The sequence below is a fragment of the Bacterioplanoides sp. SCSIO 12839 genome (genome assembly GCF_024397975.1).
Lineage (GTDB): Bacteria > Pseudomonadota > Gammaproteobacteria > Pseudomonadales > Oceanobacteraceae > Bacterioplanoides.
The window spans coordinates 41,765-59,732 of record NZ_CP073745.1 but is presented as its reverse complement, the minus strand read 5'-3'; the positions used below and the strand labels follow the sequence as shown (position 1 = coordinate 59,732).

18 protein-coding genes are annotated in these 17,968 nt (G+C 50.9%); 8 read left to right on the top strand and 10 right to left on the bottom strand.

Going from position 1 to position 17,968, the window contains the following annotated elements; genetic code table 11:
* Positions 1 to 49: 49 nt before the first annotated feature.
* The 5 genes from glmU to KFF03_RS00240 form a co-directional block, all read right to left on the bottom strand.
* Positions 50 to 1,414, bottom strand: a complete 1,365-nt coding sequence (glmU, locus tag KFF03_RS00260; protein ID WP_255858289.1) for a bifunctional UDP-N-acetylglucosamine diphosphorylase/glucosamine-1-phosphate N-acetyltransferase GlmU — start codon at positions 1,412 to 1,414, stop codon at positions 50 to 52.
* 115 nt (positions 1,415 to 1,529) lie between these two features.
* On the bottom strand, positions 1,530 to 2,378 hold the full coding sequence (locus tag KFF03_RS00255; protein ID WP_255858288.1) for an HDOD domain-containing protein: 849 nt from the start codon (positions 2,376 to 2,378) through the stop codon (positions 1,530 to 1,532).
* A gap of 124 nt (positions 2,379 to 2,502) precedes the next feature.
* On the bottom strand, positions 2,503 to 3,498 hold the full coding sequence (gene egtD / locus KFF03_RS00250; RefSeq protein WP_255858287.1) for an L-histidine N(alpha)-methyltransferase: 996 nt from the start codon (positions 3,496 to 3,498) through the stop codon (positions 2,503 to 2,505).
* A gap of 43 nt (positions 3,499 to 3,541) precedes the next feature.
* A complete protein-coding gene (gene egtB, locus KFF03_RS00245) occupies positions 3,542 to 4,816 on the bottom strand; it encodes an ergothioneine biosynthesis protein EgtB (protein WP_255858286.1) in 1,275 nt (424 codons plus the stop codon).
* A 78-nt stretch (positions 4,817 to 4,894) separates the two neighbouring features.
* A complete protein-coding gene (locus KFF03_RS00240; RefSeq protein WP_255858285.1) occupies positions 4,895 to 5,641 on the bottom strand; it encodes a zinc ABC transporter substrate-binding protein in 747 nt (248 codons plus the stop codon).
* A gap of 203 nt (positions 5,642 to 5,844) precedes the next feature.
* Between KFF03_RS00240 and KFF03_RS00235 the strand changes: the two genes are divergently transcribed.
* Genes KFF03_RS00235 through KFF03_RS00225 form a run of 3 tightly spaced genes read left to right on the top strand, consistent with a single transcriptional unit; the run spans position 5,845 to position 7,928 of the window.
* Positions 5,845 to 6,345, top strand: coding sequence for a Fur family transcriptional regulator (locus KFF03_RS00235; RefSeq protein ID WP_255858284.1), 501 nt, complete (start codon positions 5,845 to 5,847; stop codon positions 6,343 to 6,345).
* Between the two features lie 4 nt (positions 6,346 to 6,349).
* Positions 6,350 to 7,129, top strand: a complete 780-nt coding sequence (gene znuC / locus KFF03_RS00230) for a zinc ABC transporter ATP-binding protein ZnuC (protein WP_255858283.1) — start codon at positions 6,350 to 6,352, stop codon at positions 7,127 to 7,129.
* Positions 7,122 to 7,928 (top strand): iron chelate uptake ABC transporter family permease subunit, encoded by an 807-nt coding sequence (locus KFF03_RS00225; RefSeq protein ID WP_255858282.1) that lies wholly within the window; start codon positions 7,122 to 7,124, stop codon positions 7,926 to 7,928. Before znuC ends, KFF03_RS00225 begins: the two co-directional genes overlap by 8 nt.
* Here KFF03_RS00225 and KFF03_RS00220 read toward each other — a convergent pair.
* Positions 7,925 to 8,542: an SCO family protein gene (locus KFF03_RS00220; RefSeq protein WP_255858281.1), complete on the bottom strand. Its 618-nt coding sequence runs from the start codon at positions 8,540 to 8,542 to the stop codon at positions 7,925 to 7,927. The two genes, KFF03_RS00225 and KFF03_RS00220, sit on opposite strands and share 4 nt — an antisense overlap.
* A 55-nt stretch (positions 8,543 to 8,597) precedes the next feature.
* Here KFF03_RS00220 and KFF03_RS00215 point away from each other — a divergent pair, with 55 nt between their 5' ends.
* Positions 8,598 to 9,971 carry an MATE family efflux transporter gene (locus KFF03_RS00215; protein WP_255858280.1) on the top strand — a complete coding sequence of 458 codons (1,374 nt, stop codon included), beginning with the start codon at positions 8,598 to 8,600 and terminating at the stop codon, positions 9,969 to 9,971.
* Positions 9,972 to 10,242: 271 nt separating this feature from the next.
* A complete protein-coding gene (locus KFF03_RS00210) occupies positions 10,243 to 10,869 on the top strand; it encodes a hypothetical protein (protein ID WP_255858279.1) in 627 nt (208 codons plus the stop codon).
* 41 nt (positions 10,870 to 10,910) lie between these two features.
* On the opposite strand, the gene KFF03_RS00205 is transcribed toward KFF03_RS00210, so the two are convergent.
* A complete protein-coding gene (locus KFF03_RS00205) occupies positions 10,911 to 11,804 on the bottom strand; it encodes a LysR family transcriptional regulator (protein ID WP_255858278.1) in 894 nt (297 codons plus the stop codon).
* 154 nt (positions 11,805 to 11,958) lie between these two features.
* Here KFF03_RS00205 and KFF03_RS00200 point away from each other — a divergent pair, with 154 nt between their 5' ends.
* From KFF03_RS00200 to KFF03_RS00190, 3 genes are all read left to right on the top strand, one after another.
* Positions 11,959 to 12,504 (top strand): cytochrome b, encoded by a 546-nt coding sequence (locus KFF03_RS00200; protein WP_255858277.1) that lies wholly within the window; start codon positions 11,959 to 11,961, stop codon positions 12,502 to 12,504.
* Between the two features lie 22 nt (positions 12,505 to 12,526).
* A complete protein-coding gene (locus KFF03_RS00195; RefSeq protein WP_255858276.1) occupies positions 12,527 to 13,102 on the top strand; it encodes a YceI family protein in 576 nt (191 codons plus the stop codon).
* A gap of 90 nt (positions 13,103 to 13,192) precedes the next feature.
* On the top strand, positions 13,193 to 14,359 hold the full coding sequence (locus KFF03_RS00190) for a dipeptidase (protein WP_255858275.1): 1,167 nt from the start codon (positions 13,193 to 13,195) through the stop codon (positions 14,357 to 14,359).
* Positions 14,360 to 14,380: 21 nt separating this feature from the next.
* Here the strand turns inward: KFF03_RS00190 and KFF03_RS00185 are convergent, their stop codons facing one another.
* Genes KFF03_RS00185 through KFF03_RS00175 form a run of 3 tightly spaced genes read right to left on the bottom strand, consistent with a single transcriptional unit; the run spans position 14,381 to position 17,833 of the window.
* A complete protein-coding gene (locus KFF03_RS00185; protein ID WP_255858274.1) occupies positions 14,381 to 15,430 on the bottom strand; it encodes an LPP20 family lipoprotein in 1,050 nt (349 codons plus the stop codon).
* An 18-nt stretch (positions 15,431 to 15,448) separates the two neighbouring features.
* Positions 15,449 to 16,054 carry a penicillin-binding protein activator LpoB gene (locus KFF03_RS00180; RefSeq protein WP_255858273.1) on the bottom strand — a complete coding sequence of 202 codons (606 nt, stop codon included), beginning with the start codon at positions 16,052 to 16,054 and terminating at the stop codon, positions 15,449 to 15,451.
* 51 nt (positions 16,055 to 16,105) lie between these two features.
* Complete coding sequence (locus KFF03_RS00175; RefSeq protein WP_255858272.1) at positions 16,106 to 17,833, bottom strand: hypothetical protein; 1,728 nt, start codon at positions 17,831 to 17,833, stop codon at positions 16,106 to 16,108.
* Positions 17,834 to 17,968: the final 135 nt, after the last annotated feature.

The window sequence follows — 17,968 nt, the reverse complement described above, 5'->3', positions numbered from 1 at the left end:
ACATGTTGGCAGATACCAGTATGATATGACTATTTTCCAGAAACTGTTATTAGTTTTTCTTCGGACGTTCCCAGCCGGAAATATTACGTTGCTTTCCACGAGCAACCGCTAACTCACCGTCAGCAACTTCTTTAGTAATCACAGAACCGGCGGCAACCGTTGCAGCAGCGCCAACTTTAACCGGTGCCACCAACGACGAATTCGAGCCAATAAACGCATCATCGCCAATTTCGGTTTTAAACTTGTTCACACCATCGTAATTACAAGTGATGGTGCCTGCACCAATATTGGCGTTTGTACCAATTTCGGCATCACCAATATACGTCAGATGATTCACCTTAGAGCCTTTGCCAATCACAGACTTTTTCACTTCGCAGAAGTTACCGACCTTCGCACCATCCGCCAGGTCAGCACCAGGACGCAAGCGCGCAAATGGGCCAACGCTACAATCCGCAGCCACGGTTGCCTGATCAATCAGAGAATGAGATTCAACCTGAGTGCCCGCACCCAACACCGCATTTTTAATCACGCAGTAAGGGCCAATGTGTACACCATTGGCCAGTGTCACATCACCTTCAAACACACAACCAACATCAATGCGAACATCTGAGCCGACGGTGACAGAACCACGGATATCAATGCGCGCCGGATCAGCCAGGGATACTCCCTGACGCATCAGCTCATCCGCTTGTTGACGCTGGAAAACACGCTCCAGTTCAGCCAGCTGCAGGCGGTCATTCACACCCTGCACTTCGTATTCATCGCGTGGGTGAATGGCACGTACGGCGACACCGTGATCCACCGCCATGGCAATAATATCGGTCAGGTAATATTCACCCTGCGCGTTATTAGAAGATAATTTCGGCAGCCATTCATTTAATAATCGTGCTGACACCGCCAGAATGCCGGTGTTCACTTCACGAATCTGATGTTGCTCTGGGGTGGCATCTTTATGTTCAACAATCGCCTGAATGTTATCGGCGGCATCGCGTACGATACGGCCGTAACCGGTTGGATCGGCCAGTTCCACTGTTAACAACGCCAGGTTCTGACCCTGATGCGTTTCATCCAGCAGCTTTTGTAGCGTATCCGTTTGGATCAGTGGTACATCACCGTATAACACCAGAACGGTTGCCTCCGGATCAACCTCCGGCATGGCCTGAGCAACGGCATGACCGGTTCCCTTTTGTTCGGTCTGCATTGCCCAGCTAACATCAAATCCGCTGATTTGCTCACGCACTTTCTCTGCGCCATGACCAATCACTACATGCTGTTTGGCATCACCTAATTGCGCCGCGCTACTTAATACATGCGCCAGCATAGGCTGCCCGGCTAACGGGTGCAGCACTTTAGGCAAGTCCGATTTCATACGCGAGCCTTTGCCCGCAGCCAGGGTAACAACAGCCAATGTCATGGTAATTCCTGAAATAAAAAAACGAGAAAATAAAAAAGTGGCGGACATTTTAGCCCGCCACTGTTTTCTGTCTACATCGCACTTCGCAGAACGACTGGATTAAACGATCAAAGTATTAGAAGGCCGCGTTCCACTGCTCATCAATGTCTTCCAGCAGATCCAGATAATCATGTTCCATGATGCCAAGGTGCTCAAAACATTTGTCCTTAATATGCACCCAGTCCGTGGTGTCATGACGTCGCTTAAGATTATTAACAATATTGTCAGCGACTTTCAGTGTTGAGTAGACCATCTTGGCATAGGAGTCCTGTTTCTGGTCGAGGAAATCGCGTGAGTGGTGTTGTAATACCACCTGACAGATATCCCGCGGGATGGCCCAGGCCGAGGTAATAAAATATCCAACAATGGCATGGTTACTGGCATAACGCTGGTCTTCTAACTCCACCAGCCGAATATCTTCACGCTGGTTCGCTTCGATCAGAGTATTGCGATAATCCGGATATTTCATACTCATAGCGGCAATACCACAATCGTGGAACAGCCCAGTGGTATAGAGGTTTTCCGGCGGAATTTTATGCTCGATGTTCTTGCCTATGTACACCATGGTATCGGCGACCAGGCTGGCATTATCCCATAGTCGCTCAAAGCTGATGGCCGCTTCACCTTTGAAGCTTTGTTTAATCAAGATACCCGCCACCAAGGTTGATACGGCATTAAAGCCCAGCAACATCACGGCTTGCTGAATATCGCTGATCGCGCGATTCATGCCAAATGATGGCGAATTGATGGTTTTTAAAATCGCTGACGACAAGCCAATATCATGAGCAATAACATCGGAAAGCTCGCCCATATCCGGCTCATCCTGAGCACAGATTCGTTGTACGTCGGTCAGCAACTGAGGTTTGGAAGGCACATTAAAACCAGTTGATACGGCATCAATGACGTCCTGAGAGATCTGAATCATAAAACGGGTCACAAAAACAAAAAATGACTCCACTAGCCTAGCTCAAATCTGTTTTTGTGCTTTCCGATCAAGGTCTTAAATCTCTGCTTATTGACCCATCTCAGTCTTTATACTGACTCGCAATTTATTTTGCTTTCAACATCACCAAGGCAAAATATTTGTTCTCATCGGTCCAGTAGGTTTCCAGCTCAAAGCCCGCTTGTCGCGCCATCCATTGCAGCGACTCAAGCCGGTATTTGTAGGAGTTTTCGGTGTGCAGCGATTCTCCCTGGCGCAGCACAATGGTGGTTCCGGCAATATGTACCATCTGATCCACTGTACTCACCAGGTGCATCTCAACCCGAGACTGGCTTTTGTTTACCAGCGCCTGATGCTCAAACAGGGTTTCATCAAAGCTGGCACTCAGTACCCGGTTCAAATGACGTAATACGTTTTTGTTGAATTGTGCCGTCACGCCCTGAGCATCGTTATACGCTGCGTGCAGAATCGCCTCGTCTTTATCCAGATCCACACCCAGCAGAAAACGACCGTCATCACCAATCGTTGCGCGTACCCGGCGTAAAAATGACTGCGCTTCTTCCGGTGTAAAGTTCCCCATACTGGAACCCGGAAAAAACGCCAGTTTGTTACTCGCCTGCTCTAACGTCCGTGGCAATTCAACCGGTTGGGAATAATCCACACAACCGGCATAAATACTTAACCAGGGGTAGTCATCCAACAATCTCTGGGAAGACGCCAACAAAAAGTCCCGGCTAATATCCATCGGCACATAACAATCCGGGCGTAATGCTTCCAGCATCAGGCGAATTTTAGTGCTGGCACCGCTGCCATATTCCATCAGCACCGCACCCTGCCCCACACGATCAGCAATCTCTTCGCCGTATTGTTGTAGCAGCCCAATCTCGGTACGGGTGAGATAATATTCTGGCAGCCCGGTAATGGCTTCAAACAGCTGCGAGCCACGCTCATCGTAAAAATATTTGGCCGGCAGTGTTTTTTGTGGCTTTGCCAACCCCGCTAACACCTCGGTTTTAATATCAGCCGCAGGAGGGTGATCATCAAAAAACTGCAGGTTTTGTGAACCAGAAAAGTTCGGTTGTGGCAGTGGACTGTGCGTCATACGATTTCCTGTTTGTTATTTGTATCGCGAACACAACATGCGATCAGCGGGCTAAGCGAATGCCGGTAAATTGCCAGCGCTCATGGGGGTAAAAGAAATTGCGGTAAGTTGGCCTGACATGGCCTGCTGGTGTCACACACGAGCCACCGCGTAACACCATCTGATTACACATAAATTTGCCGTTATATTCACCCACGGCACCAGCCGCCGGAACATAACCGGGATATGGTTGATAAGGGCTGGCCGTCCATTCCCAACAATCACCAAATTGTTGCTGTAAACCATTATTTTGCGTCACCTCTGAACAACCAACCGGCCTTGGACTAAAACGTCCGGCATCGGCAAAGTGCCCTTGAGCCGCATCCGCTTGACGAGCGCTGATTTCCCATTCGGCTTCAGTTGCTAACCGGGCACCGGCCCAACGGGCATAAGCATCAGCTTCAAAGAAAGACACATGGGTGACCGGTGCATCAAGCTCAATAGCGCGTTGACCATTGAGGCTGAACTGCTGCCACTCTTGTTCAGGCTTTTGCTCCTCACTCCACCAATACAGCGGCGCAACAATGCCTTCACGCTGCACCCAGGCCCAGCCATCGGATAACCAAAACTCAGGCTGTTGATAACCACCGGCATTGATGAATTCCAGATATTCACGATTCGTTACCAGACGCTTGGCCAGCGAAAAGTCCTGCAATAACACATCGTGGCGCGGGCCTTCATTATCAAACGCAAAGCCGTTGCTGGCTTTATGGCCGATGCGATAAATACCGCCGTCAAACGACAGCCAGTCGTTAATAGGACTCTCAGTGTTAGCAACGGGAGATGGCAATGCCTGATAGACCGGCTGCATCGGGTTAACCGACCAGCAATACAATAGGTCAGTTAACAGCAGCTCCTGATGCTGCTGCTCATGATTCAGACCCAATTCAATTAACGGCTGTAATGATTCATCCGCCATCAGCAAAGACATCTGTTGATCAACGTGATGGCGATAATTTAAGACGTCATCCAATGACGGGCGAGAAAGCAGGCCTCGTTTTGCTCTGGGGTACGGCTGACCGATACCGTTGTAATAGCTGTTAAACAGGTGTCCGAATTGGGGGTGAAATTCCTGATAGCCCTTGAGGTTTGGCTTCAGCAGAAAGGTTTCAAAAAACCAGCTGGTGTGAGCTAAGTGCCATTTCGCCGGACTGGTAAATTCCGCCGCCTGTAACTCATAGTCTGCGGTTTGCAGAGGGCGACACAGATTCAGTGTTTGTTGACGTACACGATCGTATTGCTCGGATAACGGGACAACAGTAAGCGGACTTGGGTCCATATCGGCTCCGGGTCAGATAAGAGTCATCCTTACCCACTGTGCCGATGCCGAACCTGAATAACAAGACCGAGGAAAAGCTTAGTCTGAATCGGCCAGGCAATGGACAAAACGCTGGGTAAGGTCACGAATAAACTCAGCGTAGCCGTCTTTTGTCACAGAAATATGAACGCCCAATGGATCCAGTTCGCCCAGGCGTATATCCAGCCCACGGGTGACCGACGCCACCAGCGCCGGAGAAAACTGGGGCTCAGTGAACACACAGGTCACATCACCACGAGCCAGCTGACTACGCATTTGGTTCAGACTGCGTAACCCGGGCTTTTGTTCCGGAGATAATGTAAATGAACCCAGCTGATTCAGGTCGAAATATTCGACCCAGTGGTCATAAGCCTGATGAAACACAAAAAATCCACGCTCACTCAGTGGCGCCAGCTGTTGGTGACTGTGCCGGAGTTGCTCACGCACTTCATCCTCAAACGTACTGTTGGCACCCAGCGCCTGAGTCAGGCGTTGTTGTGCACGGATTGCCATCTCGGGGGAAAGCCACCAGTGACCATCGTGATTGTGATCCCCTCCCTCAGAGGCATGGCCTTCTGAAATATCAATCCAGACCTTATCCGGCCAGCGCTGTACAAAGCGCTCCAGATACGGCTCACTTTCAATCCCCGCCCAAAGAATAATATCGGCCGCTTGTAGCCGACGGATATCCGATGGCCGGAAAGCAAAGTCATGGGGCGTGATATTCAGCGGCACCAGAGTCTCCACATCGTCGGCCACAGACGCCGCAATCAGAGCCAAAGGATGCAAACTGGCCAGTACCGTCATGGGTTGGGCCTGAGCTTGGGATTGAAGTTGAGGTGGGGCCTGAAGTTGAGACTTGAGCTGAAGTGAAGGCTCAACCGCCTCTGCTTTTGAAACAGCCAAAAAAACAACAAGCAAAAAAGCAGACAGCCGGGAAGAATTGATCATTTGTTCGGGAGGTTTTGTGTCGTAGAATTGCAACATTATAACCTATTCCGGCGTAAACCATGACCACAAAATCCCCAGCTGAAACCGATCACCCGGCTAACGTTTATGCGCCACACGATCACCACGCCTGTGTTGATAGCGCGGTGCAAACGGCCAAACAGCTGTGTGCCAGTGAAGGGGCGCGACTCACTCCGATTCGCCAGCGGGTGTTGGAGCTGGTGTGGCAAAGCCACAAACCGGTAGGCGCCTACGATTTATTACCGACACTGGCGCAGGAAGGATTCAACTCAGCTCCACCGACGGTATACCGCGCGCTGGATTTTTTACTGGAGCTGGGGCTGGTGCATCGCATTAACTCACTCAATGCCTTTGTTGGCTGTTCTCACCCGGGCGAGTCACACCCAAGCTGCTTTTTTGTCTGTAATCAGTGTGGTGAAGCACAGGAATTACACGCCAGCCAGATTGATCAGGTCAGTGCTCAGGTGGAAGCCATGCTGGGCGTTAAAGTGCAGCAACAAACCACTGAGCTGATGGGCCTCTGCCCTCGCTGCCAGGCTTAGATTCATGCTGTTACACGCATCCGGTCTGACGCTGCAACGCAGCCATAAAACCGTACTCGACAACATCAATATCAAACTTGAGGCCGGACAGATCATCACGCTGATTGGCCCCAATGGCTGTGGCAAATCGACGCTCATCAAAGTGCTGCTGGGATTAGAAACAGCGGATTCAGGCAACATTCAGCGCCGACCTGGTTTGCGCGTTGGCTATATGCCACAAAAACTGAATCTGGATGAGCGGCTGCCGTTGACCGTGGATGGCTTTCTGAAGCTGGCTAAAGGCGCTGACAAACAGCAAATTAATCACTGGTTAAAGCGGCTGAATATCGAAGGCCTGCGGTCACTCTCCGTGCACGGTTTATCCGGTGGCGAATGGCAACGGGTGTTACTGGCCCGGGCGTTATTGTTGCAGCCACAGTTGTTGGTGCTGGATGAGCCAGTGCAAGGGGTCGACGTCCAGGGACAGATGGAACTGTATCAGCTGATTCCACAACTGCGCGATGAACTCGGTTGTGCGGTGCTCATGGTGTCGCACGATTTGCATCTGGTGATGGCCGCTACTGATGAAGTGATTTGCCTCAACGGCCACGTTTGTTGCTCCGGCCACCCGGATCAGGTGAGTGTCGACCCGGCGTATTTAAGCCTGTTTGGCGCCGCAACCGATCAGCAACCCACCATCGCTCATTACACCCACCATCACGACCATCATCATTGTCTGGATGGTCATTCGGAGCCTCTGACCGACACACCGGCGGCGGATAAGGAACACTCGACTCATGGCTGATATTTTGCTCGACCTGTGGTGGCTGACACCGCTGCTTACCGGTGTTTTGTTGGCCGCAATCACCGGTCCACTGGGCAGTTTTGTGGTCTGGCGGCGGATGGCTTTTTTTGGCGATACCCTGGCGCACGGCGCACTGCTGGGGATCACCTTTGGGGTACTCACCGACGTCAACCTGACACTAGCCTTGGCATTAAGCTGTGTGGTGCTGGCCTTATTGTTGTTGCCGCTGCAGAACCGCTCACAACTGTCTTCCGATACCCTGCTGGGCATTGTGTCACACAGCACACTGGCCATTGGTTTAGTGGCACTAAGCCTGGCTGACGGTATCCGGGTCGACCTGATGGGTTACTTATTTGGTGACTTATTAGCGGTAGAGATCAACGATCTGTTGTGGGTAGCGGCCAGCGTTGCCGTCTTATTCGGTTTTATGATCAGCAACTGGCAGGGCCTGCTGGCCAGCACTGTCAGCTCGGAGCTGGCTGAAATTGATGGCTACCCGGTAAAACGACTGAACATCTTGCTGGTGCTGATGCTGGCGTTAGTGGTGGCACTGGCAATGAAAATTGTCGGTATTTTGCTGGTCAGCGCCTTATTAGTCATTCCCGCGGCCACCGCCCGTAGTTACGCCCGCACGCCACAACAAATGGTAGTGATTGCGGCACTCAGCGGCAGCATTTCTGTGTTATTGGGCATGTGGGCATCGTTTCAATGGGATACCCCGGCAGGCCCAAGTGTGGTGGTCGCCGCTGCAGGGTTGTTTGTGTTGAGTTTGCTGAGCCCGAAAAAAGTCAGTGTTTAACGCTTAACCAAGCTTTCCAGTAGCGGAACCATTCGCTTCGCACCGTGCGGCGGAGCGATATAACCACGATACTGCCAATCCGGGCTGACCAGCGCGATATTGGCGGTATGATCCATCAGGTACGCCATGCCATTCTCACGCTCAACCTTGGCGTAAAACGCATGCAATTGTGGCGTGATGGCTTTGAGTGATGCTTCATTACCGGTGAAGGCTAAAAAGGCCGGATTAAAATATTCCATATAAGGTTTCATCGATTCAGGTGTGTCCCGTGCCGGGTCAACCGATACCAGAATCACTTGCAGTTTTTCCTGCACCTCAGGTGGCAGCCTTTTCCAGCTACGGCTCAGATCCGCTAAGGTCGTTGGGCAAATATCCGGGCAAAAGGTGTAACCAAAAAAGATCAGCTTCCAGCGATCGCGCAGTTCATTATGCGTGATGGTGTCGCCATGTTGAGTCAGAAACTTAAACTCACCAATCGGCAATGCCTGAGGAAATAACATCACACCCTCTTGCTGCCAGATCGCCGCATCAGCCATCTGCTGTTTCACGCTCAAACCCACACCCGAGAAAAGTGCGCCAAACAACAGCAGGAACAGTACAATTACGCCATTCATAACATCATCCCAACAAATAAAACCGTGTTAATCATGGTTGCGGAGTATAACAGCGATGGCATCTGCCGCCCCGGCTAATCAAACATCTGTTGCTGCGAACACAGTTTATATTAACCAAAGTCGCATCTGGGCGCTTGCCTGGCCGATTATGCTCAGCAATATCACCGTGCCTTTGTTGGGGCTGGTGGATACCGCCATTCTCGGCCATCTTGACGATGCCGTGCATTTAGGTGCCGTTGCCGTGGGCAGCCAGTTGTTTATTTTGCTGTTCTGGAGCTTCAGTTTTCTGCGCATGGGAACGACGGCATTAACAGCCAGAGCCAGCGGTGCCAAACAATTACAGCCAACCAACGATCAGCGTTTACGCCAGCTCCAGCTTGGCTTGTGGCTGCTATTGCCTTTGATTCCACTGGTGATGGCGCTCGGCTGGTTGCTCTGGCCCTTAGCGCTACCACTGATGACGGATAACCCAGCTATCCAGCACGGTGCACAACAATATTTATCCATTCGTTTATGGGCGACACCCGCGGTATTAGGGCAATACGTATTATTGGGTTGGTTTATTGGCTTAGGGAAAACCCGGATTCCACTGATTTTACTGACGGTCAGCAACGTTATTAATGCAGCCTTTAACTATCTGTTTGTGTTTCATTTTGATATGACCGCTGATGGCGTCGCCTTGGGTACCGTGATTGCCGAATACAGCGCGCTGATTCTGGGACTAAGCTTTGCCGCACAACAGGGGTTGCGCTCATTGGGCATGCGCCCGGATTGGCTGCAGTTAAAACCCATGCTCAGCATCAACCATCATCTGTTTGTACGCACTCTGGTGTTGTTATCCAGTTTTGCGTTTTTTACCGCTCAGGGAGCGCAGCAGGGAGAGCTGATTCTGGCAGCGAATGCCGTATTAATTACCTTACTGCTACTGATTGCCAATGCTCTGGACGGCTTCGCTCATGCTGCCGAGGTGTTGGTTGGCCAGAGCTTAGGGGCTCACCAGCCAACTGAAATACGCCGTGCCATACGCCTGACCGGCATCAACTCACTGCTGATGGCGCTGTTGCTGAGTGTGCTGTTCTGGCTCGCCGGCGAGCAGCTGTTCCGCTTATTAACCGATAACCCAAAACTCATCCCGGTACTGGAACAATATCGCTGGTTCTTATTCTTGTTGCCGTTAGCGGGTATGCCGAGTTATTGGCTGGACGGCATTTTTGTTGGCGCAGGCCAAAGCCAAACAATGCGTAACGCCATGATTGCCGCTGTGGTATTGGTGTTTTATCCACTGTGGTGGCTGTTCAACCACATCCTGACCTTAGCAGATCCGAATCTTGGCTTATGGCTGGCTTTCTACGGGCTGACTCTGGCCCGCGCAGCCTTTATGACAAACAAATTTTTGACGCTTTACAAAAAACCTGAAAATTTTATGTAACTTAGCTAGCGAGAGCGTCAATGTTTACTATACTTCCAACTGTCAGCACAAAATGACGATATAACTTACTGATTTTATTAGATATTTTTAAAAACAGTTTTTTAGATCAAAACCGTCTCAATGACGTCAACTTTGTCGCTTGTCAGGTCAAACTCAGCGTTTATGCTGTGACCGGAGCAACCACAAAGCAAAAACAGGCCGATTTTAAAGAAATTTTCACCCGTTTTTACGGCGGCCTTTTGACTCTCAGGCGGACAGCAAATAAGGCAGGATGATGGAAGCAATTCAACAACTGATCGACAACGCGATTACTGCAGAAGCCAGCCACCAGCATTTACATCAGGCTCTGTCTGGCAAATTAGAACACGTCGACCGTTTGGTACAGTTACCTGAAGACCAGGCAGCAGAAAAACTCCATGAGTTTGTGGTGCGTTACATTCAGAATGTCCCCACTCTGTTAGATAGCCTGCAATCCGCAGCCTTAGAAGTCGGCCTGGTGCAATACGTTCAGCCTGTGATTCGGGTTGCCAGCGAATTTTTCACCACGCCAGCACTGGCCAATCGTGCCGGTCTGGCGGCTCTGATGGGTCAAGCTTATCTGGCAATGCGTTTGTTTGAAGAAGTGAACGAAACCTACGTTTTTAAAGTTGGCCAGCCGTTGATCCCTGTCGATATGATGATGTCGAACCTGATTATCCATACGCTGATTGGTGAGCCATTTGCCAACGATCTGGATACTCTGGTGACAGAAGCGGTTGAGCAATTATTGTCCCCGGCGTATCAGAGTGACGACTTCAAAGCCTTTATGAGCCAAAAAGAAGCCGACAACCTGGTGCATATCTGCCGCCAGATTCCTTGCATGTCTGCCGAGATGGGGCTGGCCAGCCAGTTTGGTTGATACTCCTTAAACAGATACTCCGCCTTATGACGGAGTATCTTTCAGCTCCCGGCCAGCTCCGGAATCGCTCGCCCCATATACTCCTGAAACGCCTGAATCCGGGCACTGTTTTTCATATCCTTGTGGTACACCAGCCAGATAGGATCGGCTTCAAAGTTCAGTCCTAGCTCCACCCGGCGTACACCTTCTGATGTCAGCCGGGGCCGGTGCAGCGATTCAAACGGGCCAATACCCATGCCTTCCAACACGGCATAATACAGGTCATTAAAGCTGTTACTCTGAAACACAATCTGCTCATCATCCAGCCGCTCATAGAGGGTTTTAATCGCAGGAATCTGACGTTTATCACCGGAGGGCAACAACCATAAATGACGGCCGACATCCGCCAGTGATTGCGGTAAGCCATAACGCTCAACATAGCTGTCGGCGGCAAAAAAATTTAACCCGACACGAATCAATGGCCGGGCAATCAGATCGGGTTCGCTTGGTTGTGAACCAATCCGGATGGCCGCATGAATATCACCTCGACTGAGCGATAACACCTCGTCGGTGGCGATGGTTTCAATCCGGATTTGTGGATATTGCTGACGAAAGCCGGCGATTAAGGGGGCTAACGACTGAGAAAAATCCGACACCGTTGAGATACGCAAGGTGCCTGAAGGGGAATGCCCCAATACCGATAAATTATTTTGTAGCAGCTGCATATCGGCCATCAGCGACTTGCCTTTTTCCAGCAACACATGGCCAGATTCAGTCAGCCGGTAACCACGTTGATGACGAATAAATAACCGCTGTCCCAACTGCTGTTCCAGTTGATTCACGCGACGCAGTACCGTGGTGTGGTTCAGCCCTAATTGTTTACCTGCGGCACTCAGGCTACCCGTTTCCGCCACACTGTACGCGACGCGGATATCATCCCAATTTAATTGACTCATAAAACATCGGCCCTCCTCTCGCTGTGCATATTTGCACAATAGTTGTCACTAAACAGCTATTTTTTAAACACTTTGATCGGAGTAAGGTCATGTTATTGATGCAACCATTACAACAGCCATCAGTAACGAACAGCAGCAACAAAGAGGACAGCCAATGGCTCAGCTAAAAAATAGTGTGGATGGTTACGGCTGGATCAGCATTGTGTTGCACTGGCTGATGGCACTGACCATTTTTGGACTGTTTGGCCTGGGCCTGTATATGGTTGAACTGACTTACTACGACGCCTGGTACAAAGGCTCATTAGACTTGCACAAGTCGATAGGCATTATCCTGGCGCTGGTGTGGATTGCCCGGGTAATCTGGCGTTTCAGTAATACCACACCGCAGGATCTGGGAGATAAAAAGTGGGAGCATCAGGTTGCTCACTTAGTCCACCTGTTGCTTTATTTGTTGATGCTGGCGTTATTTGTCAGTGGTTATTTGATTTCAACCGCCGATGGTCGTGCCATTGAGGTCTTTGGCTGGTTTGAAATCCCGGCAAGTTTAATGATGGATAATCAGGAAGACATTGCTGGTGTTATTCATTGGGGTCTGGCCTGGAGCCTGATGGGTCTGGTGGCACTGCATGCACTGGCAGCGGTGAAGCACCATATTGTTGATAAAGACCGTACTCTGGTACGGATGCTGAAATCTCATTAATTGTTTTATTAAGGAAAGCACCATGAAAAAACTATTATTGGCTCTGGGCATGACTGCCGCGGCCACTCTGGCACCGCTGTCACAAGCAGCGACTTATGATATTGATACCAAGGGTGCTCATGCCTTTGTTCAGTTCAAGATCAAACACTTAGGTTACAGCTGGCTACTGGGCCGCTTTAACACCTTCGATGGTCAGTTTGAGTACGATGCCAGTGCGCCAGAAAAATCTTCCATTGCTGTAGAAATCGAAACGGCCAGTATCGACTCCAACCATGCAGAGCGTGATAAACACCTGAAAGGTTCGGATTTCCTGAATGTGTCCAAATTCCCAACCTCGTCTTTCAAGAGCACCGGCTTTAAATCCACCGGTGAAGGCGAAGGCATCATCAGCGGTGATTTCACTCTGCACGGTGTAACCAAAAATATCAGCTTCCCGGTAACGCTGGTGGGTGAAGGCAAAGACCCATGGGGCGGCTACCGCGCCGGTTTTGAAGGCAAAACCACGCTGAAGCTGTCTGACTATGGCATCACCTACAACCTGGGCCCGGCGTCTACCCATGTTGAAATCGAATTACACGTCGAAGGTATTCGTCAGTAATAGCGATTTGCAGGAGGGCTTAAGCCCTCCTGCTATTCATCCTCAGCTTTGTTCGCTACTCTCAGACAAACCGCCATCCGAGTCTGAGTTATGAAACACTTACTACTCTCTCTTGCCCTCGCCGCCAGCGTCCTGCTCAGCGGTTGTGATCGGATCAGCTCCGAAGTGGAGAAACAGCAAAACGGAGTTATTTCTCACCTGCCGTTTGTCATTGCACCGGAAGCACAACACCTTCACGATCGTTTGATCATTGGCGACTGGCATGCCGATACCACCTTATGGGAACGCGACATCAGCCAACGGGGTGAAACCGGCCATGGTGATCTGGTGCGCTACCTCGAAGGGAATGTCGCACTGCAGATGTTCACCACCGTCACCAAGTCTCCCTCGGGGCAAAACTATCAAAGCAACAGTAATGATAGTTTCGACAATATCACCGCCCTGGCGATTGCCCAGGGTTGGCCGGTTAACAGCTGGCAAAATCTGACGGAGCGTGCGTTATATCAGGCCTCGAAACTGCATCAACTGGCCGAAAAGCAGCCTGAACAATTTATGCTGGTGCGCAATCAGCAAGAACTGAAACGTCTACTCGATAAGCGTGAGCAAGGGCAAAAAATCCTTGGTGGGCTGATCGGCACCGAAGGCTCCCACGCGCTGGAGGGCGATCTGACCAATATCGAACGACTGTATCAGGCCGGTTTTCGCATGATGAGCCTGCAGCACTTTTTTGATAATCGGCTCGGCGGTTCGCTGCATGGAACATCTAACGCCGGGTTAAGTGAATTGGGCGCACAGGCCATCCGAGAGATGGAGCGCTTAGGCATTATGATCGACGTGTCCCATTCATCACCGCAGGTGGTTGAAGACGTATTGGCGCTGACTCAAAGCCCATTGATTATCAGTCACACCGGCTTGTATGGCCATTGCCAGACACACCGAAATATCAGCGATGAATTGATGCACCGGATTGCCGAGCGCGGCGGCATTATTGGCATTGGTTTCTGGGATGCTGCGGTCTGCGACGCCAGCCCCAAAGGCATTGTAAAGGCCATCAGTTATGGCATTGATTTGTTAGGTGTTGAACATATCGCTCTGGGCTCAGACTTTGACGGTGCGGTTGTGACCCCGTTCGATGCCTCAGAGCTGGCAGTGCTGACCCATGAGATGCTGAAAGCGGGTTTCAGCAGTGATGATATTCGGGCGGTGATGGGCGGTAATATGGTGCGCTTCTTACAGCAGCATTTGCCGGTGAATTAACACCGGCAAATATAAAAAACGCTAATTAATTTTATCCACCAGCGCCACAGCCAGCTCTTCACCCAGTAGTTTCGCCACATTACGGGCGGCTTTCTGGCGCGCTACATCGGCTAAGCCTGACACCCCTTTCGCCTGCTTGCTGAAAGAACTCAACGCCCGACCAGAACCATCGCGAATGGTCACACGGCTATCAGCAAACACGTAGTGACTACCGCCCTGCTCTTTACTCGACAGCGTGGCATTGACCTCAAAGATCAGATCGGCTCCGCCATTGGTGATACGCATGCCTTGCTCAGTGAGCGCTTCGATAATACCGCCACCAATTTCTTCCGCACCGCTATCCTGCAGTTCAATACTGACCTGCAACTGGTCGATCAATACATTGATACGCTCCTGCAATGCCAATAAGTCCGCATCCGGGCGAGATCCTTTACGATCCAGACTCACCAGCGCCAATCGTTCTCCCAGGCGCTCACGCTGAGCAAACATATTCATCGCCGGTAACAGCGGTTGCAGCTGCTGCAGGCGATTACCCTGGGGCTGTTTGGCAGCAACCTCTCGTAATTGCTCATCAACTTCGGCAATATCACGACGCAGCCGCGCAGCGGCTTTGGCACGATCCAGTTCGGCTAATGCATAAGCATAACGATCATCCAGATGGGTCTTGATGACTTGCGCTTCATCCAGCTCAACCGGTGGCACCTGGCTACGCACATGATTACGAATCACACGCTGTACTTCACTTTCGCGGTGGCTGCCACTGCGTTCCGTGACATCCGAGCTGAAGTCTCCGGAGACGGTCACTTTCAGCTGGCTGACCAGATCAACACGGGCCAGTTCTCCGGCACGCTTCAGCGCTTCGGTTTTATTGCCATAGACTTCAATTGAACCCACACCATAAGCCATGCCTGGCATCTCCGGTGTATTGGTTAACCAAGAAGGAGAGCCGGATTGTGTTTGAGAACTTCCGTTACCCTGGGGTTTAGCATTCTGAGGCACACAAGCCACACAGGCGCTGGCGATAACCGCCAGTGCCAGAGCTTTGCGTGCTCGCAACAGAGTGTTGATCATCAGTGGTTTTCCTTATGCTCAGAAACCAAACGAGTTCTTTTCCTGCAGCTTCTGAATCTTCTTCTGACCATTCCAGACTTCACGGTTGGATTCCATATCGATCAGCTTCATATCCACCTGGTAGAAAGTCACGCGGTCGTCACCGACCTGATCCACAATCGAATTCACTGAGCCGGATAAAGCAAAATCAGCGGCATTTTCCTGGCCCTGAGCCTTGGCATTTTTTGAGTTTAATTCCTGATCGCGACGCTCTTCACGAATGGCATCACGTTCGTCACCACCGGCGACAAAGTCGGCACGACCAGAACGGATGATGGCGCGCTTGATATCGTTGGTGAAGGTATCAATGGCAATGTGTTCGTGGGACTTATTGCGGATACGGGAAATGATAATGGTCGGGCGGCGATTGTTATTCAGCTCAAAGTCACGTGCCCATGGGAAAGACAACATATCTTCGATCATTTCATTCGCCACCAGTTCAGAATCTTTGGCGTTCCAGCGATCGGACAAGGCAACTTCTTCAGAAGCAGAAATACGCGACACCTTGGTGCTGCAACCAGCAGAAATCAGAATCGAGGCCCCGAGTAACGTGGCTCCGGCCAGTTTGGTCATTTGCTTCAGCATGATGTTATTCCTTTATTGAGTTTAGAAAATACATTAACAGAGTCCGGCGGATTATTGTGCAATCCGTTTATTCACCGCATTTGGGTCTGGTACGGCTGTTGGTTTTAACGATCTTACCCGCCATAGATGAATGTCACCTGACTCAACCGTTACCGTTGTTTGTTGACGCTTGTGATAACCGCCCCGCAGTTGTGAGTCCAGCGTCAGCTGGTGGGTTCCCGCATCGAGTGCCACACGGCGAATGCGAACGTCGCTGGGTAACAGCAACCAGTTACGGGTTTCCGCCGCATCGGTCAGTTGTGCGGTGATTTTGCCAACGGCTGATAACAAGCCGCCAAATTCGCCACCCACCTGGGCCACCTGAGCAGCGGTGAGTGCTTTCAGGGATGCCCGGGCCAGTGCCATCTGAATATCAACGCTGGAATTCAGAATCTGCTCCTGCACCGCCATCTGAGCCGGGTTAGAAGATTTATACAGATCATAGGAGCGATCGCCGACCAATAACGCGGAAGGGCCCTCGGCCGGAACCGGGTCGTAATACGGCACAGTGATGCGCATCGACGAACCAATGGCCTGATCTAATCCTAAATCCATTACCTGATCCCACAAAGGCCCCAGATAAATGGTTTTTGTCAGGCCAACCAAAGGCAGGTCTAACAGACCAGCGTCGGCATCCAGATAAAACGTCAGGGCATCAAAAATCAGCTTGTCAGCATACAAGACATAAAACCAGGCCAGCTGGTTGCGATCAGTGGCAAATAGATACGGGCGCAGTTCAAACGATTGCAACGTAGCGTTGGCCGACATTTCGAGGTTCATCTCTTTGCGGTGTGGTGCCATGCCTTTATGCTCCACCACAATCACCTGAGCCGTATCGTCCCAGCGTTTCAGCTCGGCACGCTGTTGTTTGCTGAGTTTACGTTTTGCTAATTGGTTGGCATCTTCTTTATCACCGCTCTTGCGCATCATACGCACTACATCAAACCAGGCCTGGCTGATCATCTCAGGATCTAAGCGGAACTGAGTGGCAAAACCATCTTCATAGGATTGAGCAGCTTTTTGATAACTAATGCGGGCATCGTCGTACTCGCCGTTCATTTCAAAACTGATGCCGGTCAGATAATGCGCCATGGCATCATCGCGGTACACCAGCTGATCCATATCTACCATATTGCCGCTCAGAGCATCAAAGATATCCAGCAGCTGGGAGAAGGTTTGTTCATCTTTGCTTTTCTGCTCGGCATAAGTGCCTTTGCGGCTGTTGAGGTCATTCAGGCGAATAATTAACCGACGGGATTCAATCCGGGCGCCGTCCAGTGCATCCAAGCGATCATTACGACTGGTCGCGGTTTGTGCCAAGCCAAAATAATTGAGAGCTTTATAGTAGTTGATGAACATTTTTTCGAATTCAGCGCCGCCATAAGCGCCCTGACGCGGATTCGACATCAGTACCGCCAGCGAGTCGGTGATGCTGACCGTCTCCAGACGTTCGGCGATCTGCTCGGCCTGATTGAGCAACTGATTACTGGCGGCAAAATCACCCTGCAGATGTTTCACCACGCCCAGTTCAAGGTGATACAACAAGGCATCATTGCCGGTGGGCTGCAGGGTTTGTTTAAACGATGCCTCAGCAACCGTCAGATCCCCTTGTTGTACCTGCTCCAATGCCTGTTGCACACCACTACCATAGGTGGCGCAGCCCGATATAACGACAACACCAGCAACGGTCAGCAACCGGTTCAGAGAGTTACGTAACGAAAAGGACGGCGGCTGTTTCATGCTTTAAAAAATCCTTGCTGAAAACAATGGCGACACGAGCTGTTCATCAATTGATGGGGTAGCCAGACAATCTAACCAGTGTAGCCAGTCCACACTACTTTGACTACGCACTTTAGGCGCAGTCAAAGCGATGAA

What these genes read in the sequence shown, in the direction of transcription:
- glmU (WP_255858289.1), bottom strand. Translation starts at nt 1,414, where the DNA reads ATGACATTGGCTGTTGTTACCCTGGCTGCGGGCAAAGGCTCGCGTATG.
- KFF03_RS00255 (WP_255858288.1), bottom strand. Translation starts at nt 2,378, where the DNA reads ATGATTCAGATCTCTCAGGACGTCATTGATGCCGTATCAACTGGTTTT.
- egtD (WP_255858287.1), bottom strand. Translation starts at nt 3,498, where the DNA reads ATGACGCACAGTCCACTGCCACAACCGAACTTTTCTGGTTCACAAAAC.
- egtB (WP_255858286.1), bottom strand. Translation starts at nt 4,816, where the DNA reads ATGGACCCAAGTCCGCTTACTGTTGTCCCGTTATCCGAGCAATACGAT.
- KFF03_RS00240 (WP_255858285.1), bottom strand. Translation starts at nt 5,641, where the DNA reads ATGACGGTACTGGCCAGTTTGCATCCTTTGGCTCTGATTGCGGCGTCT.
- KFF03_RS00235 (WP_255858284.1), top strand. Translation starts at nt 5,845, where the DNA reads ATGACCACAAAATCCCCAGCTGAAACCGATCACCCGGCTAACGTTTAT.
- znuC (WP_255858283.1), top strand. Translation starts at nt 6,350, where the DNA reads ATGCTGTTACACGCATCCGGTCTGACGCTGCAACGCAGCCATAAAACC.
- KFF03_RS00225 (WP_255858282.1), top strand. Translation starts at nt 7,122, where the DNA reads ATGGCTGATATTTTGCTCGACCTGTGGTGGCTGACACCGCTGCTTACC.
- KFF03_RS00220 (WP_255858281.1), bottom strand. Translation starts at nt 8,542, where the DNA reads ATGAATGGCGTAATTGTACTGTTCCTGCTGTTGTTTGGCGCACTTTTC.
- KFF03_RS00215 (WP_255858280.1), top strand. Translation starts at nt 8,598, where the DNA reads ATGGCATCTGCCGCCCCGGCTAATCAAACATCTGTTGCTGCGAACACA.
- KFF03_RS00210 (WP_255858279.1), top strand. Translation starts at nt 10,243, where the DNA reads ATGATGGAAGCAATTCAACAACTGATCGACAACGCGATTACTGCAGAA.
- KFF03_RS00205 (WP_255858278.1), bottom strand. Translation starts at nt 11,804, where the DNA reads ATGAGTCAATTAAATTGGGATGATATCCGCGTCGCGTACAGTGTGGCG.
- KFF03_RS00200 (WP_255858277.1), top strand. Translation starts at nt 11,959, where the DNA reads ATGGCTCAGCTAAAAAATAGTGTGGATGGTTACGGCTGGATCAGCATT.
- KFF03_RS00195 (WP_255858276.1), top strand. Translation starts at nt 12,527, where the DNA reads ATGAAAAAACTATTATTGGCTCTGGGCATGACTGCCGCGGCCACTCTG.
- KFF03_RS00190 (WP_255858275.1), top strand. Translation starts at nt 13,193, where the DNA reads ATGAAACACTTACTACTCTCTCTTGCCCTCGCCGCCAGCGTCCTGCTC.
- KFF03_RS00185 (WP_255858274.1), bottom strand. Translation starts at nt 15,430, where the DNA reads ATGATCAACACTCTGTTGCGAGCACGCAAAGCTCTGGCACTGGCGGTT.
- KFF03_RS00180 (WP_255858273.1), bottom strand. Translation starts at nt 16,054, where the DNA reads ATGCTGAAGCAAATGACCAAACTGGCCGGAGCCACGTTACTCGGGGCC.
- KFF03_RS00175 (WP_255858272.1), bottom strand. Translation starts at nt 17,833, where the DNA reads ATGAAACAGCCGCCGTCCTTTTCGTTACGTAACTCTCTGAACCGGTTG.